Source organism: Pseudonocardia endophytica (assembly GCF_004339565.1).
Lineage (GTDB): Bacteria > Actinomycetota > Actinomycetes > Mycobacteriales > Pseudonocardiaceae > Pseudonocardia > Pseudonocardia endophytica.
In genome coordinates, this window is the sequence record NZ_SMFZ01000002.1 from 1,177,481 (window position 1) to 1,198,737 (window position 21,257).

The following is a 21,257-nucleotide window of genomic DNA, read 5'->3' on the forward strand; positions in this document are numbered from 1 at the left end:
GGCAGAGGACCGATCGTGGACGCCGATAAAGTCGTTGGCGCTCTTGCGGATCGCGAACACGGTGTGGCGGGTGCGGGCGGCTTGCCCTGTCCGAAGCGCAGCGGTGCTTCGCTACTTCACCCTCGACGGCAGCGACTGCTCTTCCCGAACCGCGCAGGAATCCGTGATCGCAAGTTTTATCTGGTGGGTCGACCGCCAAGTCTCCCCGGATAGCGACACTTCGCCGCGAACTCTACCTGGCCCGCTGCTGGACCGAGGATCCCGACCGGGTCGACGAGGCCGGTGTGCCGGCGGGAATCGAGTTCGCGACCAAGCCGCAGCTGGCGACCGGGATGTTCGCTCGGGCGCTACACGCCGGGGTCAGCGCCCGATGGGGCACCGCCGACGAGGTCTACGGCGCTGATCCTGGGTTGCGCGCCGGGTGCGAACAGATTCAGCCCGACCACGTCGCGGACCTTGTCGATGAACACGGATCGGCCGACAGCTTCCAGGTATCCACCAGATGCGGCTTGAGACCGGACGCGCGCCGGATCCGCGAGATCGCCGTCTGCGACATTCCTGTCGCGGCCGCCATCGAGCGCGTGGACCTGAGACTGTCCCGGTTGGCCGGCCGCTCCTCCAAAGCCTTGGTGATCACCAGCTCGACCTGGGAGTCGCCGATTGTGCGGGGTGCACCCGGACTGGGCTCGTCGGACAGGCCATCCAGCCGGTCGACCACGAACCGATTGCCACTTACCGACCTTCGGCAGTGAGACCCTCAGCACGCGGGACACCTCGCTGGTGGATAGGCCCTGCGCGCACGTCAACACGATCCGTGCTCGAGTCGCCGACGCCTGCGCGATCTTACCGCGCCGCGTCCAGCCCTGCGGCGCGTCTTCTCGACCTGCGTCGGCTCCAACAACGCCAGCTCTACTTCGCCCATCACTCATACCGAACCGTAACAATCGTCGACCACCACACTAGGTCATTGCTCCGAGTTCGTGGTCGACCATAATGCGGGCGAGCTGGTCCGGCATTGTTTGGGCCTTCCAGCCGAGGATATCGTGGGCTTTCGCGGGGTCGCCGATCAGTGCGTCGACCTCGGTGGGGCGTAGGTAGGACTCGTCGAACTTGACGTGGTCCTCCCATTTGAGGTTGACGTGAGCGAAGCAGTGTTGGACGAAGTCGCGGACGGTGTAGGCGGTGCCGGTCGCTAGGACGTAGTCGGTGGGCTCGTCAGCCTGAAGCATGCGCCACATGCCTTCGACATACTCCGGCGCGTACCCCCAGTCGCGGATTGCGTCAAGGTTGCCGAGGTAGACGAACTTCTCTTCGCCCCGAGCAATGCGGGCGGCCGCACGGGCGATCTTGCGGGTGACGAAGGTTTCGCCACGGCGCGGCGACTCGTGGTTGAACAGGATCCCGTTGACGGCGAACAGGTTGTGGCCCTCACGGTAGTTTCTGGCGATCCAATAGCCGTAGACCTTTGCCGCGCCGTAGGGGGAGCGGGGGTAGAAGGGAGTGTCTTCGTTCTGCGGAGGCGGTGTGGCGCCGAACATTTCGGAGGAGCTCGCCTGGTAAAAGCGGCAGTCGACGCCGACCATCCGGATCGCTTCGAGTAGCCTGGTGGTCCCGACGCCGGTGGTGTTACCGGTGAATTCGGGTTCGTCGAACGAGACGCGGACGTGCGATTGTGCGGCGAGGTGGTAAACCTCGTCAGGGTGGATCTTCTCGATCAGGGTAACCAGACGTGATGCGTCGGTGAGGTCGCCGTAGTGCAGGAACAGTCGCGCCTCGGGGTCATGCGGATCCTGGTAGAGGTGGTCGATCCGGCCTGTGTTGAACGTCGACGATCGCCGGATCAGGCCGTGGACCTGGTAGCCCTTCGACAGCAGCAGCTCGGCCAGGTAGGAGCCGTCCTGCCCGGTGATACCAGTGATGAGTGCTCGGCGCGGGGTGTCGCTCATCGAGGTACTCCTGGGTCGATCGGTGGAGTGGGTCGCGGCACGATAGCGTGTCACTTTGTGCGTCGTGTGATGGCACTGCGCGAGACTCTCCTCGACCGCCGAGTAGCCGGCCGAGGGTAGGGCGGAAAGGTGTGACCCGTTGCTGCGCGTCGTCGTCCTGGGTCTGAACTACCAGCCGGAAGAGGCGGGGATCGCCCCCTACACGAGCGGGATGGCGAGATTTCTCGCCGATGCGGGACACGACGTACACGTCATCACCAGTCACCCGCACTATCCGGCGTGGAAGGTGGCCGATGGCTATGGCGGCCGGCGGATGGAGGAGACCGACGGCCGGATCCGCGTCACCAGGCTGTGGCACCCGGTGCCGAGCAATCCCGGCGGACGTAGCCGAGTCGTCGCCGAGGCCGTATTCTCGGCCCACGCATCTCTGGTGCGGAGCCCGAAGCCAGACGTCGTCGTCGCGGTGAGCCCGGCGCTGCTGACGGTAGGGGCAGCCCTCCTTCGCCGGTACTGCGCCCGTGCGCGCCTCGGTGTGGTGGTCCAGGACTTCTACGGTCGTGCGATCGCCGAGACCGGCGTTCTCGGCGGGCGCGGTGCACGGCTAGTGTCCGGACTCGAACGCTCCCTGCTCACGAGGGCCGACGGTCTGGTCGCCATCCATGACACGTTCGAGCGCTCCCTGGTCGAGTTGGGCGCCGATCGAAACCGGATCTCAGTCATCCGCAACTGGACGCACACCCAGCCGGCCTCGGGCGATCCGGGCGAGCTGCGACGGCGGCTGGGATGGGGTCCGGACGACATTGTCGCCCTGCACGCCGGGAACATGGGCGCGAAGCAAGGACTCGAGAACGTCGTCGACGCCGCACGGCTGGCGGACGAACGGGGGTCCCACCTGCGGTTCGTGCTGCTCGGCGACGGGAACCAGCGCAAGGACCTGGAGCGTCACGCGGCCGGCCTCGAGCGGGTGAGCTTCGTCGATCCTCTGCCGGGGAGGGACTTCGAGACCGCCCTAGAAGCGGCGGACGTCCTGGTGCTCAACGAGCGGCCCGAAGTCGTCGAGATGTGCGTGCCGAGCAAGCTGACGTCCTACTTCGCTGCTGGCCGCCCCGTGATCGCGGCCACGAGTCCGCGGAGCGCATCTGCCACCGAGATCACGGCGTCCGGCGGCGGGCGCTGCGTCGCGGCCGGCGACCCCGCGGCGTTGCTGGAGGGATCCGAGACGCTCGCCGGCGACGAGAGTGGCGCCCGCGCCATGGGTGAGCGTGGGCGCCGCTACGCACAGCAGGTCCTGACGGAGGACGCGGCGCGCTCGGCCTACGTGCAATGGGTCGAGGAACTCGCGGCGGGCTCTGTCGACCGTCGAGGGAAGGCGGCGTAGCGATCGTCAGGTCGGACGAGGTGCCCGGTCCGGTGAGCTCGACAGAACCGGGGCCGTCGTCGGCTTGGCTGTCTGCGTGACCGTCGCCGACGGGGCGATGGTGCCGTGCACGACCGCACCCGCACCGACGATGGCGTGGTCGCCGACGACCGTTCCGGCCAGGACTACCGCCCGCGCGCATACCCACGCGCCCCGTTCGAGCGTGATCGGGGCGTTCGCGTGCTCGAACGCCGGATCGTGGCGATCGTGTGAGCCGGTGCACAGCAACGCTTCCTGGCTCAGGCAGACGTCGCGGGCGATCGTGACCTGCTCCAGGTTGAGGATCCAGGCGCCGTGTCCGATCCATGCCGGGCCGTTGATATGGAGTCGCCAGGGCCAGTGGATGCGCACGTCCTCGCGGATGCGCACCGAGTCATCGACCTCGGCGCCGAACACCCGCAGCAGGGCAGGTCGGAGCCGGCTGGGGAACCACCACTTCTTGAACACCAGATTGCTGGTTGCGTGCCACAGGATCTGCCAGGCGACCGGACGCCCCTTGCTGTAGTTGCGTCCGGAATGGCTGCCCAGATCGAGCCAGGGAGTGGTCACAGCGCTGCCTCGCACGATCCGATGATGATGTTACTGCCCGTCGCGCCGGATACCGTGTCCCTAACGCGTGTCGGTGTCAAGTTAGGCTCCGCCGAACGCGGAACTGTCACGGCCCCGATCTCGGCCGCACCATGCGTGTCGAAGGATGGTAGGGACGTCAGCCATGAGGCTCTCGGTCATCGGATGTGGGTATCTCGGCGCTGTGCATGCGGCGTCCATGGCCGAGCTCGGCCACGACGTCATTGGCGTCGAGGTCGACGAGGCGAAGGCTGCTCGTCTCGCGAAGGGCGAGGTGCCGTTCTACGAGCCGGGGTTCGAGGAACTGCTGAAGAGGAGCCTCGGCTCGGGACGCCTGGCGTTCACCACGGACTTCGAGCAGGCGGCCGGTGCGCAGGTGCACTTTCTCTGTGTCGGGACGCCCCAGAAACGCAGCGAGTACGGCGCGGACCTGCGGTTCGTCGAGTCTGCCGTCGAGTCTCTGATCGGGGTGCTCAGTCCGGGTGAGTTGGTGGCGGGCAAGTCCACCGTGCCCGTCGGAACTGCGGCGCTGCTGGCCGACATGATCGAGGACAAGGTGCCGGACGCCATGCTTGCATGGAACCCCGAGTTCCTGCGCGAGGGCCTCGCGGTCAAGGACACGCTGGAGCCGGACCGGCTCGTGTACGGTCTGCCCGACGGCGAGGCTGGCCCGGTGGCCCGTGCGCTGTTGGACGAGGTGTACTCGTCGATCGTGTCGCGGGGGACGCCGCAGGTGGTCACCGACTACCAGACGGCAGAGATGGTGAAGACCGCCGCGAACTCGTTCCTCGCGACGAAGATCTCGTTCATCAACGCGATGGCCGAGCTGTGCGAGGCCACCGGCGCCGACGTGAAGCAGCTGGCCGACGCCATCGGTTACGACGACCGGATCGGGCGCAAGTTCCTCAACGCCGGGCTCGGGTTCGGCGGCGGCTGCCTGCCGAAGGACATCCGGGCGTTCATGGCCCGGGCGGGGGAGCTGGGCGCCGACCAGGCGCTGACGTTCCTGCGCGAGGTCGACAACATCAACATGCGGCGCCGCATCCGGATGGTCGAGCTCGCCCGGCAGGTGTGCGACGACAGCCTGCTCGGCAAGCGGGTCGCGGTCCTCGGTGCCGCGTTCAAGCCGAACAGCGACGACATCCGGGACTCGCCGGCGTTGAACGTCGCCGCGCAGCTGCAGCTGCAGGGTGCGGTCGTGCGGGTCGCGGACCCGGCCGCAGTCGAGAACTGCCGGAAGACGTGGCCGCAGCTCGACTACGCGGACTCGCCGGAGGAGGCCGCCGAGCGCGCCGATCTGGTGTTGCTGCTGACCGAGTGGCAACAGTACCGCGACCTCGACCCGGTGGCGTTCGGCAAAGTCGTCAAGCGCAAGAGCGTGCTAGACGGCCGTAACGCGCTCAACCGCGAGTCCTGGGAAGCCGCCGGGTGGAGCTACCGCGCGCTCGGTCGTCGCGCCACCTGAGGGTCGACCGATCGGGCGATGCGTGCCCAGCGGGGGGACTCGATGCGACCGGGTATCCGATTGACCCGTACGCTTCCTGACTCAACGGTGTCGACCACGGCGACGGACGATCGGGGACCGAGGTGACAGTTCAGGACTACCTGCGGGTCATCCGCGAGCGTTGGCTAGTGATCGCGCTCGCGGTCGTGGTCGGTGTGATCGGGGCGGTGGCCGTCTATCTGGTCCGCCCGGCGGAATACACGGCGCAGGTCTCGCTGTACGTCTCCGCGCAGGTCGGTGAGAATCCACAACAGGCCTACCAGGGTGCGCAGCTGTCCGAGCAGCGGGTGAAGTCCTACAACGAGCTGGTCACCGGTGACCGGGTGATGGGGGAGACGATCCAGCGTGCCGGGCTCTCCGAGACGGCCGGCCAGCTCGCGACGCATGTGGCCGCGACCAGCGCGCTCGACTCGGTGATCATCAATGTCGCGGTCACCGACGAGTCGCCGCAGCGGGCCGCGCAGATCGCGAACACGATCGGCACGGTCGTGAGCGAGGTCGTCGACGAGCTGGAGCGTCCAGCCGCGCCGAACGCGGTCCCGCCGGTCGCCGTGCGCGTCGTGCAACCCGCGCCGGTGCCGACCACCCCGTCCTCGACCGGCCTGCCGGTGGTCCTCGCGCTCGGGCTGCTGGCCGGGCTGGCGGTCGGGGTCGGCGCCGCGTTCCTGCGTAACGCCCTGGACACGTCGGTGAAGTCGGTGGAGTCGTTGACCGAGGCCGTGGACGCGCCGAACCTCGGAGCGATCGCCTACGACGGTGAGGTGCCGCAGAAGCCGCTCACCGTGCAGGACGATCCGCAGAGCCCGCGGGCGGAGGCGTTCCGGCAGCTGCGCACGAACCTGCAGTTCGTCGACGTCGACCGGCCCCGCAAGGTCGTCCTGGTGACCAGCTCGCTGCCCGGCGAGGGCAAGACGACGACGGTCGCCAACCTCGCGATCGCGCTCGCCGCGACCGGCAGCCGGGTGCTCGTCGTCGAGGCCGACCTGCGCCGGCCGAAGATCAGCGAGCTGCTCGGCCTAGACCGCTCAGTCGGCCTGACTCGCGTTCTGTCCGGGCGGCTGAGCCTCTCCCAGGCGATCCAGCCGTGGAGCGGAGGTCGGTTCGAGGTGCTGCCCAGCGGCCCGACGCCGCCGAACCCGAGCGAGCTGCTCGGCAGCAACCAGATGCGGACGCTCCTCGACGAGGCCCGGGCCGAGTACGACATCGTGCTCGTCGACACCCCGCCGCTGCTGCCGGTCACCGACGCAGCGGCGATCGCGCCCGCCACCGACGGCGCGATGCTCGTGTGCCGATTCCAGCAGACGACCCGCCAGCAGGTCGAGGCCGCGGCGCAGGCGCTCCGGGGCGTCTCGGCCGAGCTGCTCGGCACGGTGTTCACCATGGTGCCGAGCTCGGGACCGCTGGCGTACGCGAAGTACAACACGTACTACAGCAGCGAGGTGGCCAAGACCGCCGCGTGGACGGATACCGAACGGACGCAAGCGATGGCAGCGCGAGCCTCCACTCCGGCCCGGTCACAGCCGACGGGACGGCCTCGTCCCTCCCCCTCAGAGCCGCGACCGCCCGACCGCTCCGGCCACGAGGGGTAGGCGGCGCGCCGCCGGCGCTTACGGTTGCCTAGCTCCCGGAGCGGGTCGGGCGGCTCCGGACTCCGACTCGCCCGGCGGAAAGTGTTCTCCGTGGACTAACACCACGTCATCGTCGGCGATGCCATGACCCGGTTCGCCCACCATCTACGCAAGGTCGGGACATCGAAGCGCTGCCTGACGAGCAGCGTCGTCCTCTGTAGAGGAAGACCCACGTCGGTCGGCCAGGACAGTCGCCGCTTGTAGCCTAGGCGACGACGCCGAACGTCTTCCAGAGAGTCGTTAGGTCGACACGGAGCTGGACGTCACAGCCGTGCTTCGGTGCGGTGGTCGATGAACCACCGGTACGTGGACGCGATGCCCTCGGCAAGGCCGATCCGGGGTTCCCACCCAAGTGCGGTGATGCGGCTGGTGTCGAGCAGCTTGCGCGGTGTGCCATCCGGACGGCTGGTGTCCTGGACGATCGCGCCGGTGTAGCCGACAACGGCGGCGACGGTCTCGGCAAGCTCACGGATGGTGACATCGGTGCCGGTGCCGACGTTGATCGTCTGCGGGTCGTCGTAGTGGTCGAGGAGGTGCACGATCGCCAGCCCGAGGTCGTCGACGTGGAGGAACTCTCGCCGCGGCGTACCGGTGCCCCACAGCACGACGTCGTCGCGACCGTCCCGGACAGCCTCGTGGAAGCGGCGGATCAAAGCCGGCAGGACGTGACTGTTCTCCGGGTCGAAGTTGTCGCCGGGGCCGTAGAGGTTGGTGGGCATGGCCGAGATCCAGCGGTGGCCGTACTGACGCCGAGTGGCTTGGACGGCCATGATCCCGGCGATCTTGGCAATCGCGTACGCGTCGTTGGTCGGCTCCAACGGGCCCGTGAGCAGGCTGTCCTCGGTGATCGGCTGCGGGGCATGCTTCGGATAAATGCAGGACGAGCCGAGAAACAAGAGGCTGCCGACCCCGACCGCATGCGCTGCATCGAAGACGTTCGTCTGAATCTGCAGGTTCTCGGAGAGGAACTCCGCCGGGTAGGTATTGTTCGCGACGATCCCGCCGACACGCGCCGCCGCGAGGACGATGGCGCCGGGGCGCTGATCGGCCAGCCAGTCGAAGACAGCGGGCCGATCGCGCAGGTCAAGCTCGGCGGAGGTGGCTCCGATGATGTCCGTGAAACCGGCTGCCTGAGCAGCGCGCCAGATCGCTGAACCCGCTAACCCGCGGTGACCGGCGATGTAGAGACGGGTCCCGCGGTTCAGCATCGGTACTCCTGTGGTTGCCATCGAATAGGTGACACAAAGTCTAGGAGATCGGACTGCCGGGCCGCCCGGCCGCACGTGGACGGGCTGACTTACGTCTCGATCGTCGCAGGTTGGCACCGACGGCACGGGGTCTAGCGCTAGAACTACGTCTGCCCCGGACGACCTTCTCGGTACTCGGTCCGGCCAGTTGCGAGCGAGCGGCGGGAGAGCTCGACCCGGTGTCGGATGGTGGAGCGCAGCTGCACGTCCAGTTCGTCCGGATCGACGAACCGCCATGCGGCGATCTCGTCGTCTCCGATCGTTATGCCGCTGATCTGCTCGTCGGTCAGCGTCCCGCCGTCGAAGACGAAGACGATCTGATCGTCCCAAGGGCCGTGCGCCTCGACCCACTCGATGACCAGCGGTGCGCCGGGCGTGAGGTCCAGTCGCAGTTCTTCGGCGAGCTCCCGGCGGGCTCCGTCGTGGGGTGACTCGTTGTCCTCGACCATCCCGCCGGGAAGATCCCATCCCTCCTTGTATGTGGGGTCGACGAGCAGGACTCGTCCGCGGAGGTCGCGGATCAGGACGTCGGCGGCGACCCGCTTGCGCGCCTGGCGCGCGTTGCCTTCGGCGAGGTGGGCGAAGTGCGCGTCCATGATGCTGCTGTCTACACCGGCCAGCGGTCGGCCGCCTGCGAGGTGTCCGGCCGGCCGAGGGCTGCGACCTCCGCGAGGAACGCGGTCGCTGCGGGAGCAGGTGCTCTCGTGCTGATCGTCAGGGCCAGTTCGCCGAGTTGGGCCCGTACCCGCGCTGAGTGCAGCGTGGGAGCCATGCGGGCGACGCTTCGCCCGAGATCGGCCGCCTCGTCGTGGTTGCCCACGGAGTGGAGGATGTTGGCCAGCGTCAGCCGACCGAGTGCCTGGGCCCGGATCCGGTCGCCGTCGCGCAGCGCGAGTACCCGGCGCGCGTAGCTTTCGGCGGTGTCGAAGTCGGCGAGCTGGTGCAGCGCTCTGGCCGCCTCCCCGGCGAACGATCCTTCGTCGAAGTGCGCAGCCCACGCGGCGTGCTCATGGTCGTTGGACCCGCCCAGAGAGCGCTCGGCGGCGGCGAGCTCTGCCCGGCACTCGCGGTGCTCGGCGCGATGGCCGAGAGCGGCGGCTCGCATGGCGTGTAGCCGCCCGGTGATCCGGGCGACCCCGCCGACCGAGGCCGCCCGCTCGAGGCCTTCGTCGGCGATTCGCAGGGCGTCTTCGTGCTGTCCGAGTTGGGTGGCCAGGTGGGACATGGACGCACACATGTTCGCGGCGAGTGCGGGGGAGCCCGCGGCGAGTGAGAGCCGGTAGGCGCCGTCGAAGTGAGCGCGGGCGTCGACGTCGCGGCCGCTGTCGTGCGCCATCCACCCGGCGATCTCGGTCAGGGACGCTGCCGCGGCATAGACGGTGGCACCGGACATGGGCGTGAACAGTGCCCGCGCGACGTCGTTCCGTAGGTAGTCCAGGACCGACTTGTAGAGGCGGCCACCGCCGAGCTGCCGGTCCGCGACGTGGATCGAGGTGGCCATGGCTCGGATCGCGTCGACCGTCGGAGGCTCGCCCTCCGCGGCCGGCACGGGAAGCCGGACGGGCTGGTCGGGCGGGTCGCCGAAGCCGAGATCGGCGTCGGTGTCGACGGCGAGGACGGCCCGGAGGGCGGCGCGGTAGTGCGCGCTGGGCCGTGCGACGGCGCCACGCTCCCACCGGCCGATCGCCCTCTCGTCGAGAGCGAAGGCCTTCCCGGTCTCAGCCAGCAACCACGCATTGACACGGCCGGCCAACTCGTCGCGTGAGAGGGAGCATCCGGGGAGCCGTCCGGACGGCAGGCGCTCGCGGGCCGCGCGCAATGCCTGGTTGGGGCGGTGCATGCGTGTGCCGTCCTGTTGGCGACTGTTGGCACCGGGCGAGCCCGGGACGGGGTCACACAATACCGACGCGTCGCCACGACCAGTGGCGATCGGGGCACTCGGAGTGCCCATCGATGCCCATCAGTGCCCCGTGGTGTCGCCAACCCCGGGGCGGGCCTAATGGATCACGACAGCCACTGAGGTGTCGATTCACGCCCACGTGCGGCCGCCGGTCCGGCCTGCCGCGTCCCAGCCACAACCACACCGGAGGACCTTCGTGACCACCCAGGAGACCCTGCGCCACGATCCGATGTTCGACGCCGATACCGCCGTGCCGCTGAGCTCGCCGTTCCTCGACGATGCCTCGCCGGACCTGACGCCTCTCCGCGCCGGACGTCCCTTCGGCATGCGGTTCGCCGTCCCGCCCCCGCACCCCGTCGTCGTGGACCTGTCCAGAGTGCGCTTCGATCCCGATCGGCAGGTATGTGTCGACGGGGACGGCACGCCGATCTTCGGCAGGCACACCGACGGCACCACCAACACCCAGACCTCGGACGGCCACAAGAACATGGACTCCGACACCGATCACCGAGAGGACTGACCGTCGTCATGTCCTCGGCCCGGCCCGTGCTCGTCCTCACCGATCCCTACGACGTGACCGCCGACTACGTCGTCGAGGAACTCAATCGCCGGGACCATCCCGTCTTCCGGTGCGACACCGGTGACTTTCCTGAGCGACTCGCGCTCCACGCAGAACTCGGTGCGAGGTGGACCGGGAGGATCCAACTGAACGACCGAGCGGTGTCGATCGAGGACATCGGCTGCGCCTACTACCGGCGGCCCAGCGACTTCGAGCTTCCCGACCACCTTGGCGACGAGGAGCGCCGGTGGGCCAGGCGGGAGGCACGCCGGGGACTCGGCGGGCTGCTTTCGGCCCTGCCCCATTGGCTGAACCACCCCTCGGCCATCGCGGCCGCGGAGTACAAGCCCGTCCAGCTCCAGGTCGCGGTGAACGCCGGGTTGCTCGTGCCACCCACGATCGTGACCAACGATCCGGACCAGGCGCGCCGCTTCGTCACCCGAGTGCAGGCGGCCATCTACAAGCCGATGGCGGGCGGGTTGATCAGCGAGCACGGCCAGCACAAGTTGACGTTCGCGAACCGGGTCGGGGCCGAGGAGATCGACGACTCCGTCCGCGGCACGGCGCACCTACTCCAGGCATGGGTGCCCAAGTCCCACGAGGTCCGCGTCACCGTCGTCGACAAGCAGTTCTTCGCGGTGCGGATCGACGCGGAATCCGCAGCCGCTCACCTTGACTGGCGCAGCGACTACCCCAACCTGCGTTACCGGACGATCGACGTTCCCGAGGATGTCCGGGCATCCGTCGTCACGGTGCTCGACAGTCTCGGACTACGCTTCGGCGCCCTCGACTTCGTCGTCGACCACCAGGACAGGTGGGTGTTTCTCGAGATCAACCCGAACGGCCAGTGGGCATGGTTGCAGGACGCCACCGGCGTGCCGATCGCCGCCGCCATCGCCGACGCCCTCACCGCGGAGCATCCATGACCAGGCCTGACCCGATCACCGCAGCCCGCCACGCGATGGTCGAACAGCTGACGCGAGACGGCTGGCTGCGCAGTCCCGAGTGGATCGAAGCGTTCCGCGCCGTTCCGCGGCACCTCGTCGCCCCCGAGGTGTTCCAAGCCACCCCGGACGGCAGGGCCTTCCAGGCGATCGACGAGCAGAGTCCGGACTGGCTCCAGCTCGTCTACGACAACTCGGTCCTCACGACCCAGCTCGACTGTGACCGGACGAGATGGACCGGTGCACGCGAGAACGGACCCACGCAGGGGACGGCGACATCGTCGAGCACGCAGCCGAGCCTGATGGCCAGCATGCTCGAAGCGCTCGACGTCGGAGACGGGGACCGGGTCCTCGAGCTGGGCACCGGAACCGGCTACAACACAGCCCTGCTGTGCCACCGCCTCGGAGACGATTCGGTGATCAGCGTCGAGTACGACCCGGACGTCGCCGCCTGGGCTCGGCGGGCGCTCGCAGAACAGGGCTACCACCCGACTCTGGTCGTCGGAGACGGTGCCACCGGATACCCGGACGGAGGACCGTACGACCGGCTCCTCGCTACCTACTCGGTGCCGTCCATCCCGTACGAGTGGATCACGCAGACCCGTCCAGGCGGGGTCATCGTGTGCAGCATCTTCCACGACCTCGACGTGGGCCTGATGCTCGCGCTGACCGTCGACGAGCATGGCAGCGCGCATGGGCACCTGCTGTCCGACGAGGCCTACTTCATGCCGAGTCGACTGCACGATCGGTTGCCGCTCGACGACCTGCTCGCCGCCGCAGCCGTTGCGCCCGACGGGACCAAGCGCAGATCGCGCCTACCTGGGCTCATCCCGGATCCGGCCCCGGGTTGGGCTGCACTCACCGCGCTGCTCACGCCCGGCCTCGCCAGGCTCACGCTCACCCGAACCGACGGACCGGTCCAATGGCTCCTGCACCCCGACGGGTCCTGGGCCTTTCACGACCCGCAGACCGGTCAGGTCGAGCAAGGCGGGCCTCGACACCTCTGGACACGCGTGGAGGAGGCCCACGAGCTCTGGAACCGACTCGGCCGGCCGAGCCGGACCCGAATCGGAATCACCGTCTCGGCGAGCGTGCTCACCGTGTGGATCGACGAGCCGGACCGGTCGATCCACAGTCGACCGCTACGAACCGGTGGTACCCGCTCCGAGTAGCCCGCTGATGGGGCTCGCAGCGCACACCGACGCGGGCCATGTCGACGGGCGCGTCGGATACGAGACCAACACCTACGAGGCTGGATCTCGCGTGCTCGATGACAAGTGAGCCAGGACCTCGCTGTCGGGACTGTCTCGACCGGTGAGGTGTCGTGAGCAGCTCGGCCCTGATACGGAGTGATCGAGCTCCCCGTCGTGCCGCGAACGCTTCCCGGTGGGTAGCGGTCACGGCGCCGGAGCACCCAGGTCACGGACCCGCGGTGCCACCTGGACGTCCTGGCGCAGGACGCCGAACGACCGCAGGTTGTCCGCGACGCCCTGGAGGTCGCCGACCGCGGTCGCGTCCAGCGGCACGGCACGTCGCTGGGCGCGCTGTGCGATGGTCTTCGCCACCTCCGGCGGGCGCTGGGTGAGCTTCGCGTAGATCGCGGTCAGCTCGTCGGGGTGGCTCTGCGCCCACTCCAGGGCCCTGGCGTACCGGGCCACGAAGTCGGTCATCGCGGCGCGCTTGTCCGGGTCGTCGAGCGAGTCGTTGTTCGCGTCGAGGAAGCTCAGGCCGGGGGAGAGCCCGCGGTTGTCGCGTACCACCCGCGCGCCGTTGTCCTGCTGGGCGACCGCGGTGTAGGGATCCCAGGTCGACCACGCGTCGATCGCCCCGGTCCGGAACGCGGCCGCGGCGTCCACCGGCTGCAGGAAGCTGATCTGCACCTCGTTCGCCGGGATCCCGGCCTCGCGCAGGGCCTGCAGGAGCAGGTAGTGCCCGATGCTGCCCTGGGTGGTCGGGGAGACGCGCTTGCCGCGCAGGTCGGCGACGCTGCGGATCGGCGATCCTGGCGGCACGAGGACGGCGAGCCCGCCCGCCGACGGGGTGCGGGTGGCCGAGACGATCGAGATGTCGTCGCTGGCACCGAGAGCGTTCAACGTCGGGGAGTCGCCGGCGACCCCGATGTCGACCGCCTCCCCACGCAGGGCCTCCAGTAGCGGCGCCGCCGCCGGGAACTGCGAGAACTCGACCTGGTACGGCGTGCCGGCGAGCACGCCGGACGCCTCCAGCAGCGCCTGCTGCTGGCCGGCCTGGTCCCCGAAGCGCAGGGTCTGGCCGGCCGCGTCCCCCGGCGCGTCCGGCGACGACCCCGCCGAGCAACCCGCGAGCGCCAGCGCGACGACGGCGGCCAGGGCGGGCAGGAGACGGAGCGGTCTCACGGGTCCTCCAGGGGGTCGGGAGCGTGGTCGAGCACCCGGTGCTCGAGGAAGTCGGTGACGGCGCGACCGAGGTCGTGCCAGACCTCGGTGCCGGGGCCGTCGGGGACGGCGGCCACCTCGCTCTCGACGGCGCGCACGACGTCGGCGACGGTGATCTCGGCGGCCGGCCGGGCGAGCCAGTAGCCGCCCTCGCAGCCGCGCCGGCTGCGCACCAGCCCGGCCCGGCGCAGGTCCACCATGATGTTGACCAGCGAGTTCAGCGGGATGCCCCGCGTGCGGGCGACGCTCTCGCAGCGCACCGGCTCCGCGCGGGCGTCCGCGGGCAGCGCGGCGACCGTCCGCAGCGCGTAGTCCAGCCGCGCCGAGACGTGCAGCGGGGCCGCCCGGCGGCTGCGCCCGCGCGCAGGCTGTGCCTGCGGTACCGCGGCCGCGGGGTCCGCGGCCCCGTTGGGGTCGTCGACGATCCGGGCCCCCTTGCCGATCTCCTCCACGAACAGCACGAGGCGGGCGGCCACGCTGCGGTGGAACCGGTCGTTGAGCACGTCGTGCACGCCGCCCTCGACGACGGCGAGCGCCGCCTGTGGCGCCGCGCGGGCGAGCTCGCGGACCGGGGCCAGGGGCGCGACGCGGTCGGCGGCGCCGTGCAGCAGCAGGGTCGGGACGTCGGGCAGCGCGGCCGGTCGGGCGGGAAGCGCCTGGTCGAGCGCCCCCCAGCCGAACGCCGGGTCGTCGGCGAGCAGCGCCCGGTGCACGGGGCACTGGGTGCGCAGGTCCAGCTCGCCCTCCCGGTCACCCGGGTCGCCCTGCCCGGCCGCGAGCGGCAGCCCGGCCAGGACCAGCGCGTCGACCCCGTCCGGCCGCGCCGCGGCGTGCGCCCACGCGCGGACCGCGCCGCGGTCGGCGCCGAGCAGCACGCGGGCGCCGTCGGGGTGCGCGGTGAACGCGGCCCGGATCCCGTCCGGCTCCCTGTCCGGCTCCATCGTGCCCGGGACGACGACGGTGTAGCCGTCGACGGCGAGCCGTCGCCCGAGCCGGTCGTACACGCGCGCGTGCTCGCCACGGCCCGCCAGCACCACGACGGTGCCGCGCGAGGCGGCCGGTGGGGTGTGGACCGTGGCGGCCGGGCCGGTCGTCGGGGCGGGGACCGCCGTCACGCGGACACCCCCACCGGGGCCCGCCGGGCCAGCTCGGCGCGGACGAGCGGGAGCAATTCCCGGCCGTAGTCGACGGCATCGTCGAACGGGTCGTAGCCGCGGATGAGCAGCGTCGTGACGCCGATGTCGACGTAGTCCAGCAGGGCGGCCGCCACCGTCTCCGGGGTGCCGACCAGCGCGGTGGAGTTGCCGGCCGCGGAGGTGGCCGCCGCCGTCGGCGTCCACAGTGCACGGTCGTGGAGCTCGCCGCGCGCGGCCGCGGCGAGCAGGCGCTGCGAGCCGACGTTGGCCGGCGGCTCGTTCCCGCGTCGGCGGCTCATCCTCCCGGTGAAGGAGCCGGACCCGCCGTCCGCCGCGACGATGCGGTCGAGGATCCGGTGCGCGCGCTCCCACGCCAGCTCCTCGGTGGCGCCGAGGATGGGGCGGAACGAGACGCTGATGCCCGGGAGCGTCTGCCGGCCGGCGGCGCGCGCGGCGGCGTGCACCGACGCGATCTGCTCCGCGGTCTCGGCGAGCGGCTCGCCCCAGAGCGCGAAGACGTCGGCGTGCTTGCCCCCGACCCGGTAGGCCGCAGCGGACGAGCCGCCGAAGTACACCGGGATCCTCGGCTGCTGCAGCGGCCGGACCGCGGCGTCGACGTCCTCGACCCGGTAGTGCTCGCCGTGGTGGTCGAACGGCTCCGGTGCGGTCCAGGTGCGGGTGACGACGTCGAGGTACTCGTCGGTCCGCCGGTAACGGGCCTCCTTGTCCAGGTGGTCGCCGTCGCGGCGCTGGTCGGCGTCGCTGCCCCCGGAGATGACGTGCATGGCGACCCGGCCGCCGGAGAAGCGGTCCAGGGTGGCGTAGGCGCGCGCGGCCAGCGTCGGCGCCATGAAACCGGGGCGGTGCGCGACGAGGAAGCCCAGACGCTCCGAGTGCGCGGCGCCGAACGCGGCCACCTGCAGCCCGTCGGGGGTCGAGGCGCTGTGCCCGACCAACACCCTGTCGAACCCCGCCTCCTCGTGGGCGGTGACGAAACGGCGCACGAAGTCCGGGTCGACCGGCGGTCCGGACGGCGGGTGGATCTCGGACACGTGCTGGGTGCCGATCATGCCGATGAACTCGACGGTCATGCGTGTTCTCCCTCGGGTGTCCGGTGGTGCTGCTCGGTGACGCCGAGGCGGGCGAGCAGGTCGGCGCGCTGGGCGAGGAGCCGGGGCTCGGTGAGGTCGCGCGGGCGGGGCGCGTCGACGGGGGCGTCGTGCGCGATCCGCCCGCCGTCCATCACCAGGACGCGGTCGGCGAGCACGAGCGCCTCCTCGACGTCGTGGGTCACGAGCAGCACCGCGCAGCGGTGGCGTTCCCAGAGCTCCTCGACCAGGCCGCGGGCGGTCAGCCGGGTCAGCGCGTCGAGGGAGGAGAACGGCTCGTCGAGCAGCAGCAGGTCGGGCTCGCGCACCAGCGAGCGCGCCAGCGCCGCGCGCTGCGCCTCCCCGCCGGAGAGCACCTTGGGCCAGACGTCGACGCGGTGCGAGAGGCCGACCTCGGCGAGCGCGGCCTCGGCGCGCAGCCGGTCGGGACGCCCCGGCAGCCCGAGCACGACGTTGCGCCACACCTTTTTCCACGGCAGGAGCCGCGGGGCCTGGAAGCCGACGGCACGGCGCGTCGCCACCCGGACCTCGCCGTCGATGTCGCGGTCGAGATCGGCGAGCACGCGCAGCAGCGTGGACTTGCCGCAGCCGCTCGCGCCGAGCAGCGCGACGAACTCGCCGGGCTCGACGGTCAGATCCAGGCCGTCGATCACGGCACGGTCGCCGAAGCGGCGGGTCAGCCCCCGCACCTGGACCGGCCGGCCGGACCGGGTGGGCACCTCGCCGCTCACTGGCCGCTGAACGCCGGTCGCCACGACAGCAGCCCCCTCTCCAGCCCGCGGACCAGCAGGTCGACCGCGAGGCCGAGCAGGGCGTAGAGCACCAGGCAGACGACGATGACGTCGGTCTGGAAGTACTCCCGGGCGGTGTTCATCTCGTAGCCGATCCCGGAGGTCGCGTTGATCGTCTCCCCGAACACCAGCGCCAGCCACGCCGAGCCGAACGAGTAACGCAGCCCGACCAGGGCCTGGGGCAGCGCCGCCGGGAGGATCACGTGCCGCACCTGGGCGAGCCGGCCGAGCCCGAGCGTGCGGGCAGCCTCGACGAGCGCGGCGTCGACGTTGCGGATGCCGCCGAACAGGTTCATGTAGAGCGGGAACGTCACGGCCAGTCCGATCAGGACGACCTTCGGCTCCTCGCCGATGCCGAACCACACGATCAGCAGCGGGATCAGGCTGATCACCGGGATCGTCCGCAGCATCTGCATCGGTGCGTCCAGGAGGTCCTCACCCCGCCGGAGCAGGCCGGTGACCGTCGCCAGCACGGTCGCGGTGACGATGCCGAGCACGAGACCGACGGCGACCCGGCCCAGCGAGGTCAACACGGCGGACTGCAGGCGGCCCTCGGACACCATCTGCCCCGCGGTGGACAGGACGTCCAGCGGCGGGGCGAGCACGTCGCGCTCGAGCACCCCGGTGGTGCCGAGGACCTGCCACACGACCACGAGCGCGATCGGCGAGGCGGCCTTGACCACCCAGCGCGGCACGCGCGAGCGCCCGCTCTCCGGCGTCGGCTCGACCGTCTCGACCTCGACGGTCCGTGGCGGTGTCGGTGGTGATCCCGGTGGTCCTGGTGGTCGGTGGGCGGCGGAGGACTCGGACACGAGAGACATCACGGCTCCTGGGCGGACGCGTCGGTCGGACGCACGGGCACCCGGCGGGCAGGGGTCCGTGGACGCGGGACGGGCGGAGGAGGCGGGCGCACCGGGAACTCGACCCCGGGCGGCCCGGCATGACACCGTCGGCGACGACGCGCGACGGCGACCGGCTCAGCGACAGCTCAACGACAGAGCGCGGAGGCGACCCGGAGCAGGTCGATGTGCTCGCGCACGGTGAGCTCCTGGCCGGGCATGGCTCGGACGGTAGGGGACCGCTCCCCGAATCACAACCGTTCGGGTTGGGTTTGTGATGAGACTGGTCTTCGAACTGATGTTCGAGTATGCTGAGGCCATGCGCGAGTGGTGGCGAGCCGAGGACGAGGAGCTTCTCGTCGCGCTCGGTGACGCCCAGCGCGTCCTGAACGAGACGTTCGCCGCGATGCTGCCGGTCCTCGCCGATCTGGTGCACGACGTGCAGAACGTCTCCCGCGGGGCGGCGAGGGCCCGCGTGCGGGCGGCCGAGGACCTCGAGCCCGTCCGGACACCGACCGGGGAGCTGTGCGAGGCCGCGCTCCCGGTGCTTGCCGCCGCGGTCCAGGAGGCCGCCGTCTCGGCCGAGCACGTCCGGGTGATCCAGGCCGTGCTCGCGTCGGTGCCACCGCACCTGGAGGACCACCGGCCCGCGCTGGAGGCGGACCTCGCGCTGCACGCCCGCACGCTGGACCCGGACGCCGTCGCGAAGCTGGGTCGCAAGGCGATCGCGCTGCTCGACCCGGACGGGCCCCGCCCGCGCGACCCGCGACCGGCCCGCAACCGCCTGACGCTGCGGCCGCTCGGCGACGGGTTCGAGGCGAAGGGCTGGTTCGACACCGAGTCCGCGGCCGTGCTGCGCACGGCGCTGTCCCCGCTGACGGCGCCGGGCGGCGTGACCGGTCCGCACGGCCGGGGGTGCACCTGCACCGAGCCCGCTGCCGACCCGGATGCGGGCGCCGACCTCGCTCACGAGAGCGGTGCCTCCGGTCCCGCGGACCCGGTGGTTTGCCCGACCGTCCTCGACCGCGACCCTCGCTCCCGCGCCGAACGCGACGGGGACGGCCTCGTCGAACTCGCCCCTCGTGTGATCGCCGCAGGCGACCTCGGAGCCGATGGCGGTCAGGCCGTGCAGGTCGTCGTGACGGTGCCGCTGGAGACGCTCGAGAGCCGTGCCGGTGGCGCGCTGATCGGCTTCGGCGACGGGACGCTCGCCGAGGCGATCTCCGCCGAGACGGCGCGCAGGCTCGCATGCGACGCCCGCGTCGTCCCCATCGTGCTCGGCGCCGCCGGTGAGCCGGTCGACGTGGGCCGGGAGGCGCGGCTGGCCACCCGGGCCCAGCGCCGGGCGCTGGCCCAGCGGGACGGCGGGTGCGCGTTCCCTGGCTGCGACTGTCCTCCGCAGTGGTGCTCGGCGCACCACGTCGTGCACTGGGTCGACGACGGGCCGACGGACCTGTCCAACCTGGTCCTGCTGTGCTCACGGCACCACACGGTGATCCACCATGCGGGATGGACGATCACGATGGAGGACGGGTTCCCGCTGTTCCGTCCGCCGCCCTGGATACCGGGCGGGCCCCGTCGAAACCCGGTTCACCGGCCGGACCTGGTCGGGCGCATCCCTGAGGCGCGCCCACCGGCGCGGATCGTCGACCTGACGTGTCTCGCCTCGGCCGGTCAGTAGGCGCCGCGCCCGCGCACGACGGCGCCGAAGGTCTTCCACATGATCGTGAGGTCCAGGGCGAGGGACCAGTTCTCGACGTAGCGGAGGTCGAGTCGCACGGACTCCTCCCAGGACAGGGAGCTGCGTCCGCTGACCTGCCAGAGGCCGGTCATGCCGGGACGGACGAGCAGGCGTCGGCGGGCGTCGTCGGCGTAGGTCTTGACCTCGCGCGCGAGCGGGGGGCGGGGGCCGACGAGGCTCATGGATCCGCCGAGGACGTTGAACAGCTGGGGGAGTTCGTCGAGCGAGTATTTGCGCAGGAAGTGCCCGACTCGTGTGACGCGGGGGTCGACCTTGAGCTTGAACAGTGGGCCGGCGCCTTCGTTGGTGGCGGCGAGTGCGGCGAGGCGGTCCTCGGCGTCGACGCACATCGAGCGGAACTTGACCAGCCTGAAGGTTCGGCCGTTCGCGCCGACGCGTTCCTGGTGGAAGAAGATCGGGCCGCGGTCGCCCAGCCACACGGCGAGGGCGAGGCTGATCAGGATCGGAGCCAGGAGCAGGAGGATGAGGCTGGCGAGCGCGCGGTCGGTGACGGTCTTGGTGACGCGGGCCAGGCCGGTGAACTTCGGGCGGGACAGGCGCAGCAGCGGGAACCCGTCGACCGGGGCGATGTGCATCCGCGGGCCGGCGATCTCCATCAGGCCCGGGTCGACGGCGAGCTCGGTGTCGGTGTCCTCGAGCTGCCAGGCGAGCCGGTGCAGGCGGGCGGCACCCCAGCCGGGGGCCTGGCAGACCGCGACGACGTGGTAGCCGACGTCGTGCACCCGGGAGGACACCGCGTCCAGGTCCCCGACGACCGGGACCTCGGCGATGTGGTCACCGCCGCCGTCGGCCGTGCCGGTCGGGGTGCAGGCGCCGGTGATCTGCCAGCCGAAGAACGGGTCGCGCCGGGTGCGGCGGATCAGGTCGGCGACGGCCTGCACGCTGCCGACCGCGAGGACCGGGAGCACGTGTTCCCCGGTGCTGCGGCGCTGGTGCAGCCACTTGCGCAGCAGGAACCGGGATCCGAGGCAGAGCAGCCCGATCAGCGGGACGATCAGGAACACCCAGAGGCGCACCGAGTTGACCATCAGCGACAGCCCGCCCATCGCGAGCACCACGTCGGCCCCGACGATCGCGCGCCCGAGGCGGAGGAACTCCGTCGACCCCTGGCCGAGCACGCGGGAGTCCCACGTGCGGGCGGCCCACAGTCCCGCGACCACGAGTGCAGCCGACAGGAGGCCGCACACGACGAGCGCGCGGTCCGCGGCGAACGCTCCGGTGAGGCCGACGAGGATCGTCACGGCGACGGTCAGGGTGACCACGAGCAGGTCGGCGGCGATGACCATCCGGGCGAACCGGCGTTGGGCGGCGCGCGGCGCGTCGAGGACGGCGGTCGCGGAGCGTCGGCGAGGGAAGCGCGACGGGCGCGGGGCCGGGATCAGGTCGCGCTTCGTCGTGTCGGCGACGTCGTGGAACGTGGTCACGAGGAGTGGGTCTCCTTCGAGTCGTGCAGGTGGTGCCGACTGCGGTGTCGACGCGGGGGCTCCGGGGACG

Annotated in this window: 20 protein-coding genes; 8 read left to right on the top strand and 12 right to left on the bottom strand. The window is 70.9% G+C overall.

The window, feature by feature from the left end; genetic code table 11:
• Nucleotides 1-236 precede the first annotated feature (236 nt).
• Nucleotides 237-752, top strand: a complete 516-nt coding sequence (locus EV378_RS37120) for a transposase (RefSeq protein ID WP_424511273.1) — start codon at nucleotides 237-239, stop codon at nucleotides 750-752.
• Nucleotides 753-959: 207 nt separating this feature from the next.
• On the opposite strand, the gene gmd is transcribed toward EV378_RS37120, so the two are convergent.
• The gene (gmd, locus tag EV378_RS24340) at nucleotides 960-1,946 is read right to left on the bottom strand and encodes a GDP-mannose 4,6-dehydratase (RefSeq protein ID WP_132429744.1); all 987 of its coding nucleotides are present in this window, start codon (nucleotides 1,944-1,946) and stop codon (nucleotides 960-962) included.
• A gap of 139 nt (nucleotides 1,947-2,085) precedes the next feature.
• On the opposite strand from gmd, the gene EV378_RS24345 reads away from it, so the two are divergent.
• Nucleotides 2,086-3,324, top strand: a complete 1,239-nt coding sequence (locus EV378_RS24345; protein ID WP_132429745.1) for a WcaI family glycosyltransferase — start codon at nucleotides 2,086-2,088, stop codon at nucleotides 3,322-3,324.
• A 6-nt stretch (nucleotides 3,325-3,330) separates the two neighbouring features.
• Here the strand turns inward: EV378_RS24345 and EV378_RS24350 are convergent, their stop codons facing one another.
• Entirely contained in the window at nucleotides 3,331-3,912 is a 582-nt protein-coding gene (locus tag EV378_RS24350; RefSeq protein WP_207908853.1) for an LbetaH domain-containing protein, read from the bottom strand.
• A gap of 163 nt (nucleotides 3,913-4,075) precedes the next feature.
• Between EV378_RS24350 and EV378_RS24355 the strand changes: the two genes are divergently transcribed.
• A complete protein-coding gene (locus EV378_RS24355) occupies nucleotides 4,076-5,395 on the top strand; it encodes a UDP-glucose dehydrogenase family protein (RefSeq protein WP_132429747.1) in 1,320 nt (439 codons plus the stop codon).
• 122 nt (nucleotides 5,396-5,517) lie between these two features.
• The gene (locus EV378_RS24360) at nucleotides 5,518-7,023 is read left to right on the top strand and encodes a tyrosine-protein kinase domain-containing protein (protein ID WP_132429748.1); all 1,506 of its coding nucleotides are present in this window, start codon (nucleotides 5,518-5,520) and stop codon (nucleotides 7,021-7,023) included.
• 302 nt (nucleotides 7,024-7,325) lie between these two features.
• Here EV378_RS24360 and EV378_RS24365 read toward each other — a convergent pair whose 3' ends face one another.
• From EV378_RS24365 to EV378_RS24375, 3 genes are all read right to left on the bottom strand, one after another.
• Nucleotides 7,326-8,270 (bottom strand): GDP-L-fucose synthase family protein, encoded by a 945-nt coding sequence (locus tag EV378_RS24365; RefSeq protein WP_207908854.1) that lies wholly within the window; start codon nucleotides 8,268-8,270, stop codon nucleotides 7,326-7,328.
• Nucleotides 8,271-8,413: 143 nt separating this feature from the next.
• Nucleotides 8,414-8,905: an NUDIX domain-containing protein gene (locus EV378_RS24370; RefSeq protein WP_132429750.1), complete on the bottom strand. Its 492-nt coding sequence runs from the start codon at nucleotides 8,903-8,905 to the stop codon at nucleotides 8,414-8,416.
• A gap of 11 nt (nucleotides 8,906-8,916) precedes the next feature.
• Complete coding sequence (locus tag EV378_RS24375) at nucleotides 8,917-10,038, bottom strand: NsdA family TPR-like regulatory protein (protein WP_132429751.1); 1,122 nt, start codon at nucleotides 10,036-10,038, stop codon at nucleotides 8,917-8,919.
• Nucleotides 10,039-10,405: 367 nt separating this feature from the next.
• Between EV378_RS24375 and tgmA the strand changes: the two genes are divergently transcribed.
• From tgmA to tgmC, 3 genes are read left to right on the top strand one after another with little or no spacing between them, the layout of a single operon-like run.
• Nucleotides 10,406-10,729 carry a putative ATP-grasp-modified RiPP gene (gene tgmA / locus EV378_RS24380; protein WP_207908855.1) on the top strand — a complete coding sequence of 108 codons (324 nt, stop codon included), beginning with the start codon at nucleotides 10,406-10,408 and terminating at the stop codon, nucleotides 10,727-10,729.
• 8 nt (nucleotides 10,730-10,737) lie between these two features.
• Nucleotides 10,738-11,694, top strand: a complete 957-nt coding sequence (gene tgmB / locus EV378_RS24385; RefSeq protein ID WP_132429752.1) for an ATP-grasp ribosomal peptide maturase — start codon at nucleotides 10,738-10,740, stop codon at nucleotides 11,692-11,694.
• Nucleotides 11,691-12,884, top strand: coding sequence for an ATP-grasp peptide maturase system methyltransferase (gene tgmC / locus EV378_RS24390; protein ID WP_207908856.1), 1,194 nt, complete (start codon nucleotides 11,691-11,693; stop codon nucleotides 12,882-12,884). The genes tgmB and tgmC overlap by 4 nt, the downstream gene beginning before the upstream one ends.
• A gap of 225 nt (nucleotides 12,885-13,109) precedes the next feature.
• Here the strand turns inward: tgmC and EV378_RS24395 are convergent, their stop codons facing one another.
• The 6 genes from EV378_RS24395 to EV378_RS37125 form a co-directional block, all read right to left on the bottom strand.
• Nucleotides 13,110-14,087 (bottom strand): ABC transporter substrate-binding protein, encoded by a 978-nt coding sequence (locus EV378_RS24395; RefSeq protein ID WP_132429753.1) that lies wholly within the window; start codon nucleotides 14,085-14,087, stop codon nucleotides 13,110-13,112.
• Entirely contained in the window at nucleotides 14,084-15,241 is a 1,158-nt protein-coding gene (locus EV378_RS24400; protein WP_132429754.1) for an Rrf2 family transcriptional regulator, read from the bottom strand. The genes EV378_RS24395 and EV378_RS24400 overlap by 4 nt, the downstream gene beginning before the upstream one ends.
• Nucleotides 15,238-16,353 (bottom strand): LLM class flavin-dependent oxidoreductase, encoded by a 1,116-nt coding sequence (locus EV378_RS24405; protein WP_132429755.1) that lies wholly within the window; start codon nucleotides 16,351-16,353, stop codon nucleotides 15,238-15,240. Before EV378_RS24405 ends, EV378_RS24400 begins: the two co-directional genes overlap by 4 nt.
• Complete coding sequence (locus EV378_RS24410; RefSeq protein WP_243653749.1) at nucleotides 16,350-17,090, bottom strand: ABC transporter ATP-binding protein; 741 nt, start codon at nucleotides 17,088-17,090, stop codon at nucleotides 16,350-16,352. The genes EV378_RS24405 and EV378_RS24410 overlap by 4 nt, the downstream gene beginning before the upstream one ends.
• An 8-nt stretch (nucleotides 17,091-17,098) precedes the next feature.
• Entirely contained in the window at nucleotides 17,099-17,983 is an 885-nt protein-coding gene (locus EV378_RS24415; RefSeq protein WP_132429757.1) for an ABC transporter permease, read from the bottom strand.
• Between the two features lie 167 nt (nucleotides 17,984-18,150).
• The gene (locus tag EV378_RS37125; protein ID WP_424511274.1) at nucleotides 18,151-18,222 is read right to left on the bottom strand and encodes a putative leader peptide; all 72 of its coding nucleotides are present in this window, start codon (nucleotides 18,220-18,222) and stop codon (nucleotides 18,151-18,153) included.
• 98 nt (nucleotides 18,223-18,320) lie between these two features.
• Here EV378_RS37125 and EV378_RS24420 point away from each other — a divergent pair, with 98 nt between their 5' ends.
• Nucleotides 18,321-19,682 (top strand): HNH endonuclease signature motif containing protein, encoded by a 1,362-nt coding sequence (locus EV378_RS24420; RefSeq protein ID WP_165922463.1) that lies wholly within the window; start codon nucleotides 18,321-18,323, stop codon nucleotides 19,680-19,682.
• On the opposite strand, the gene EV378_RS24425 is transcribed toward EV378_RS24420, so the two are convergent.
• On the bottom strand, nucleotides 19,676-21,187 hold the full coding sequence (locus tag EV378_RS24425) for a sugar transferase (RefSeq protein ID WP_243653750.1): 1,512 nt from the start codon (nucleotides 21,185-21,187) through the stop codon (nucleotides 19,676-19,678). The two genes, EV378_RS24420 and EV378_RS24425, sit on opposite strands and share 7 nt — an antisense overlap.
• Between the last annotated feature and the right edge of the window lie 70 nt (nucleotides 21,188-21,257).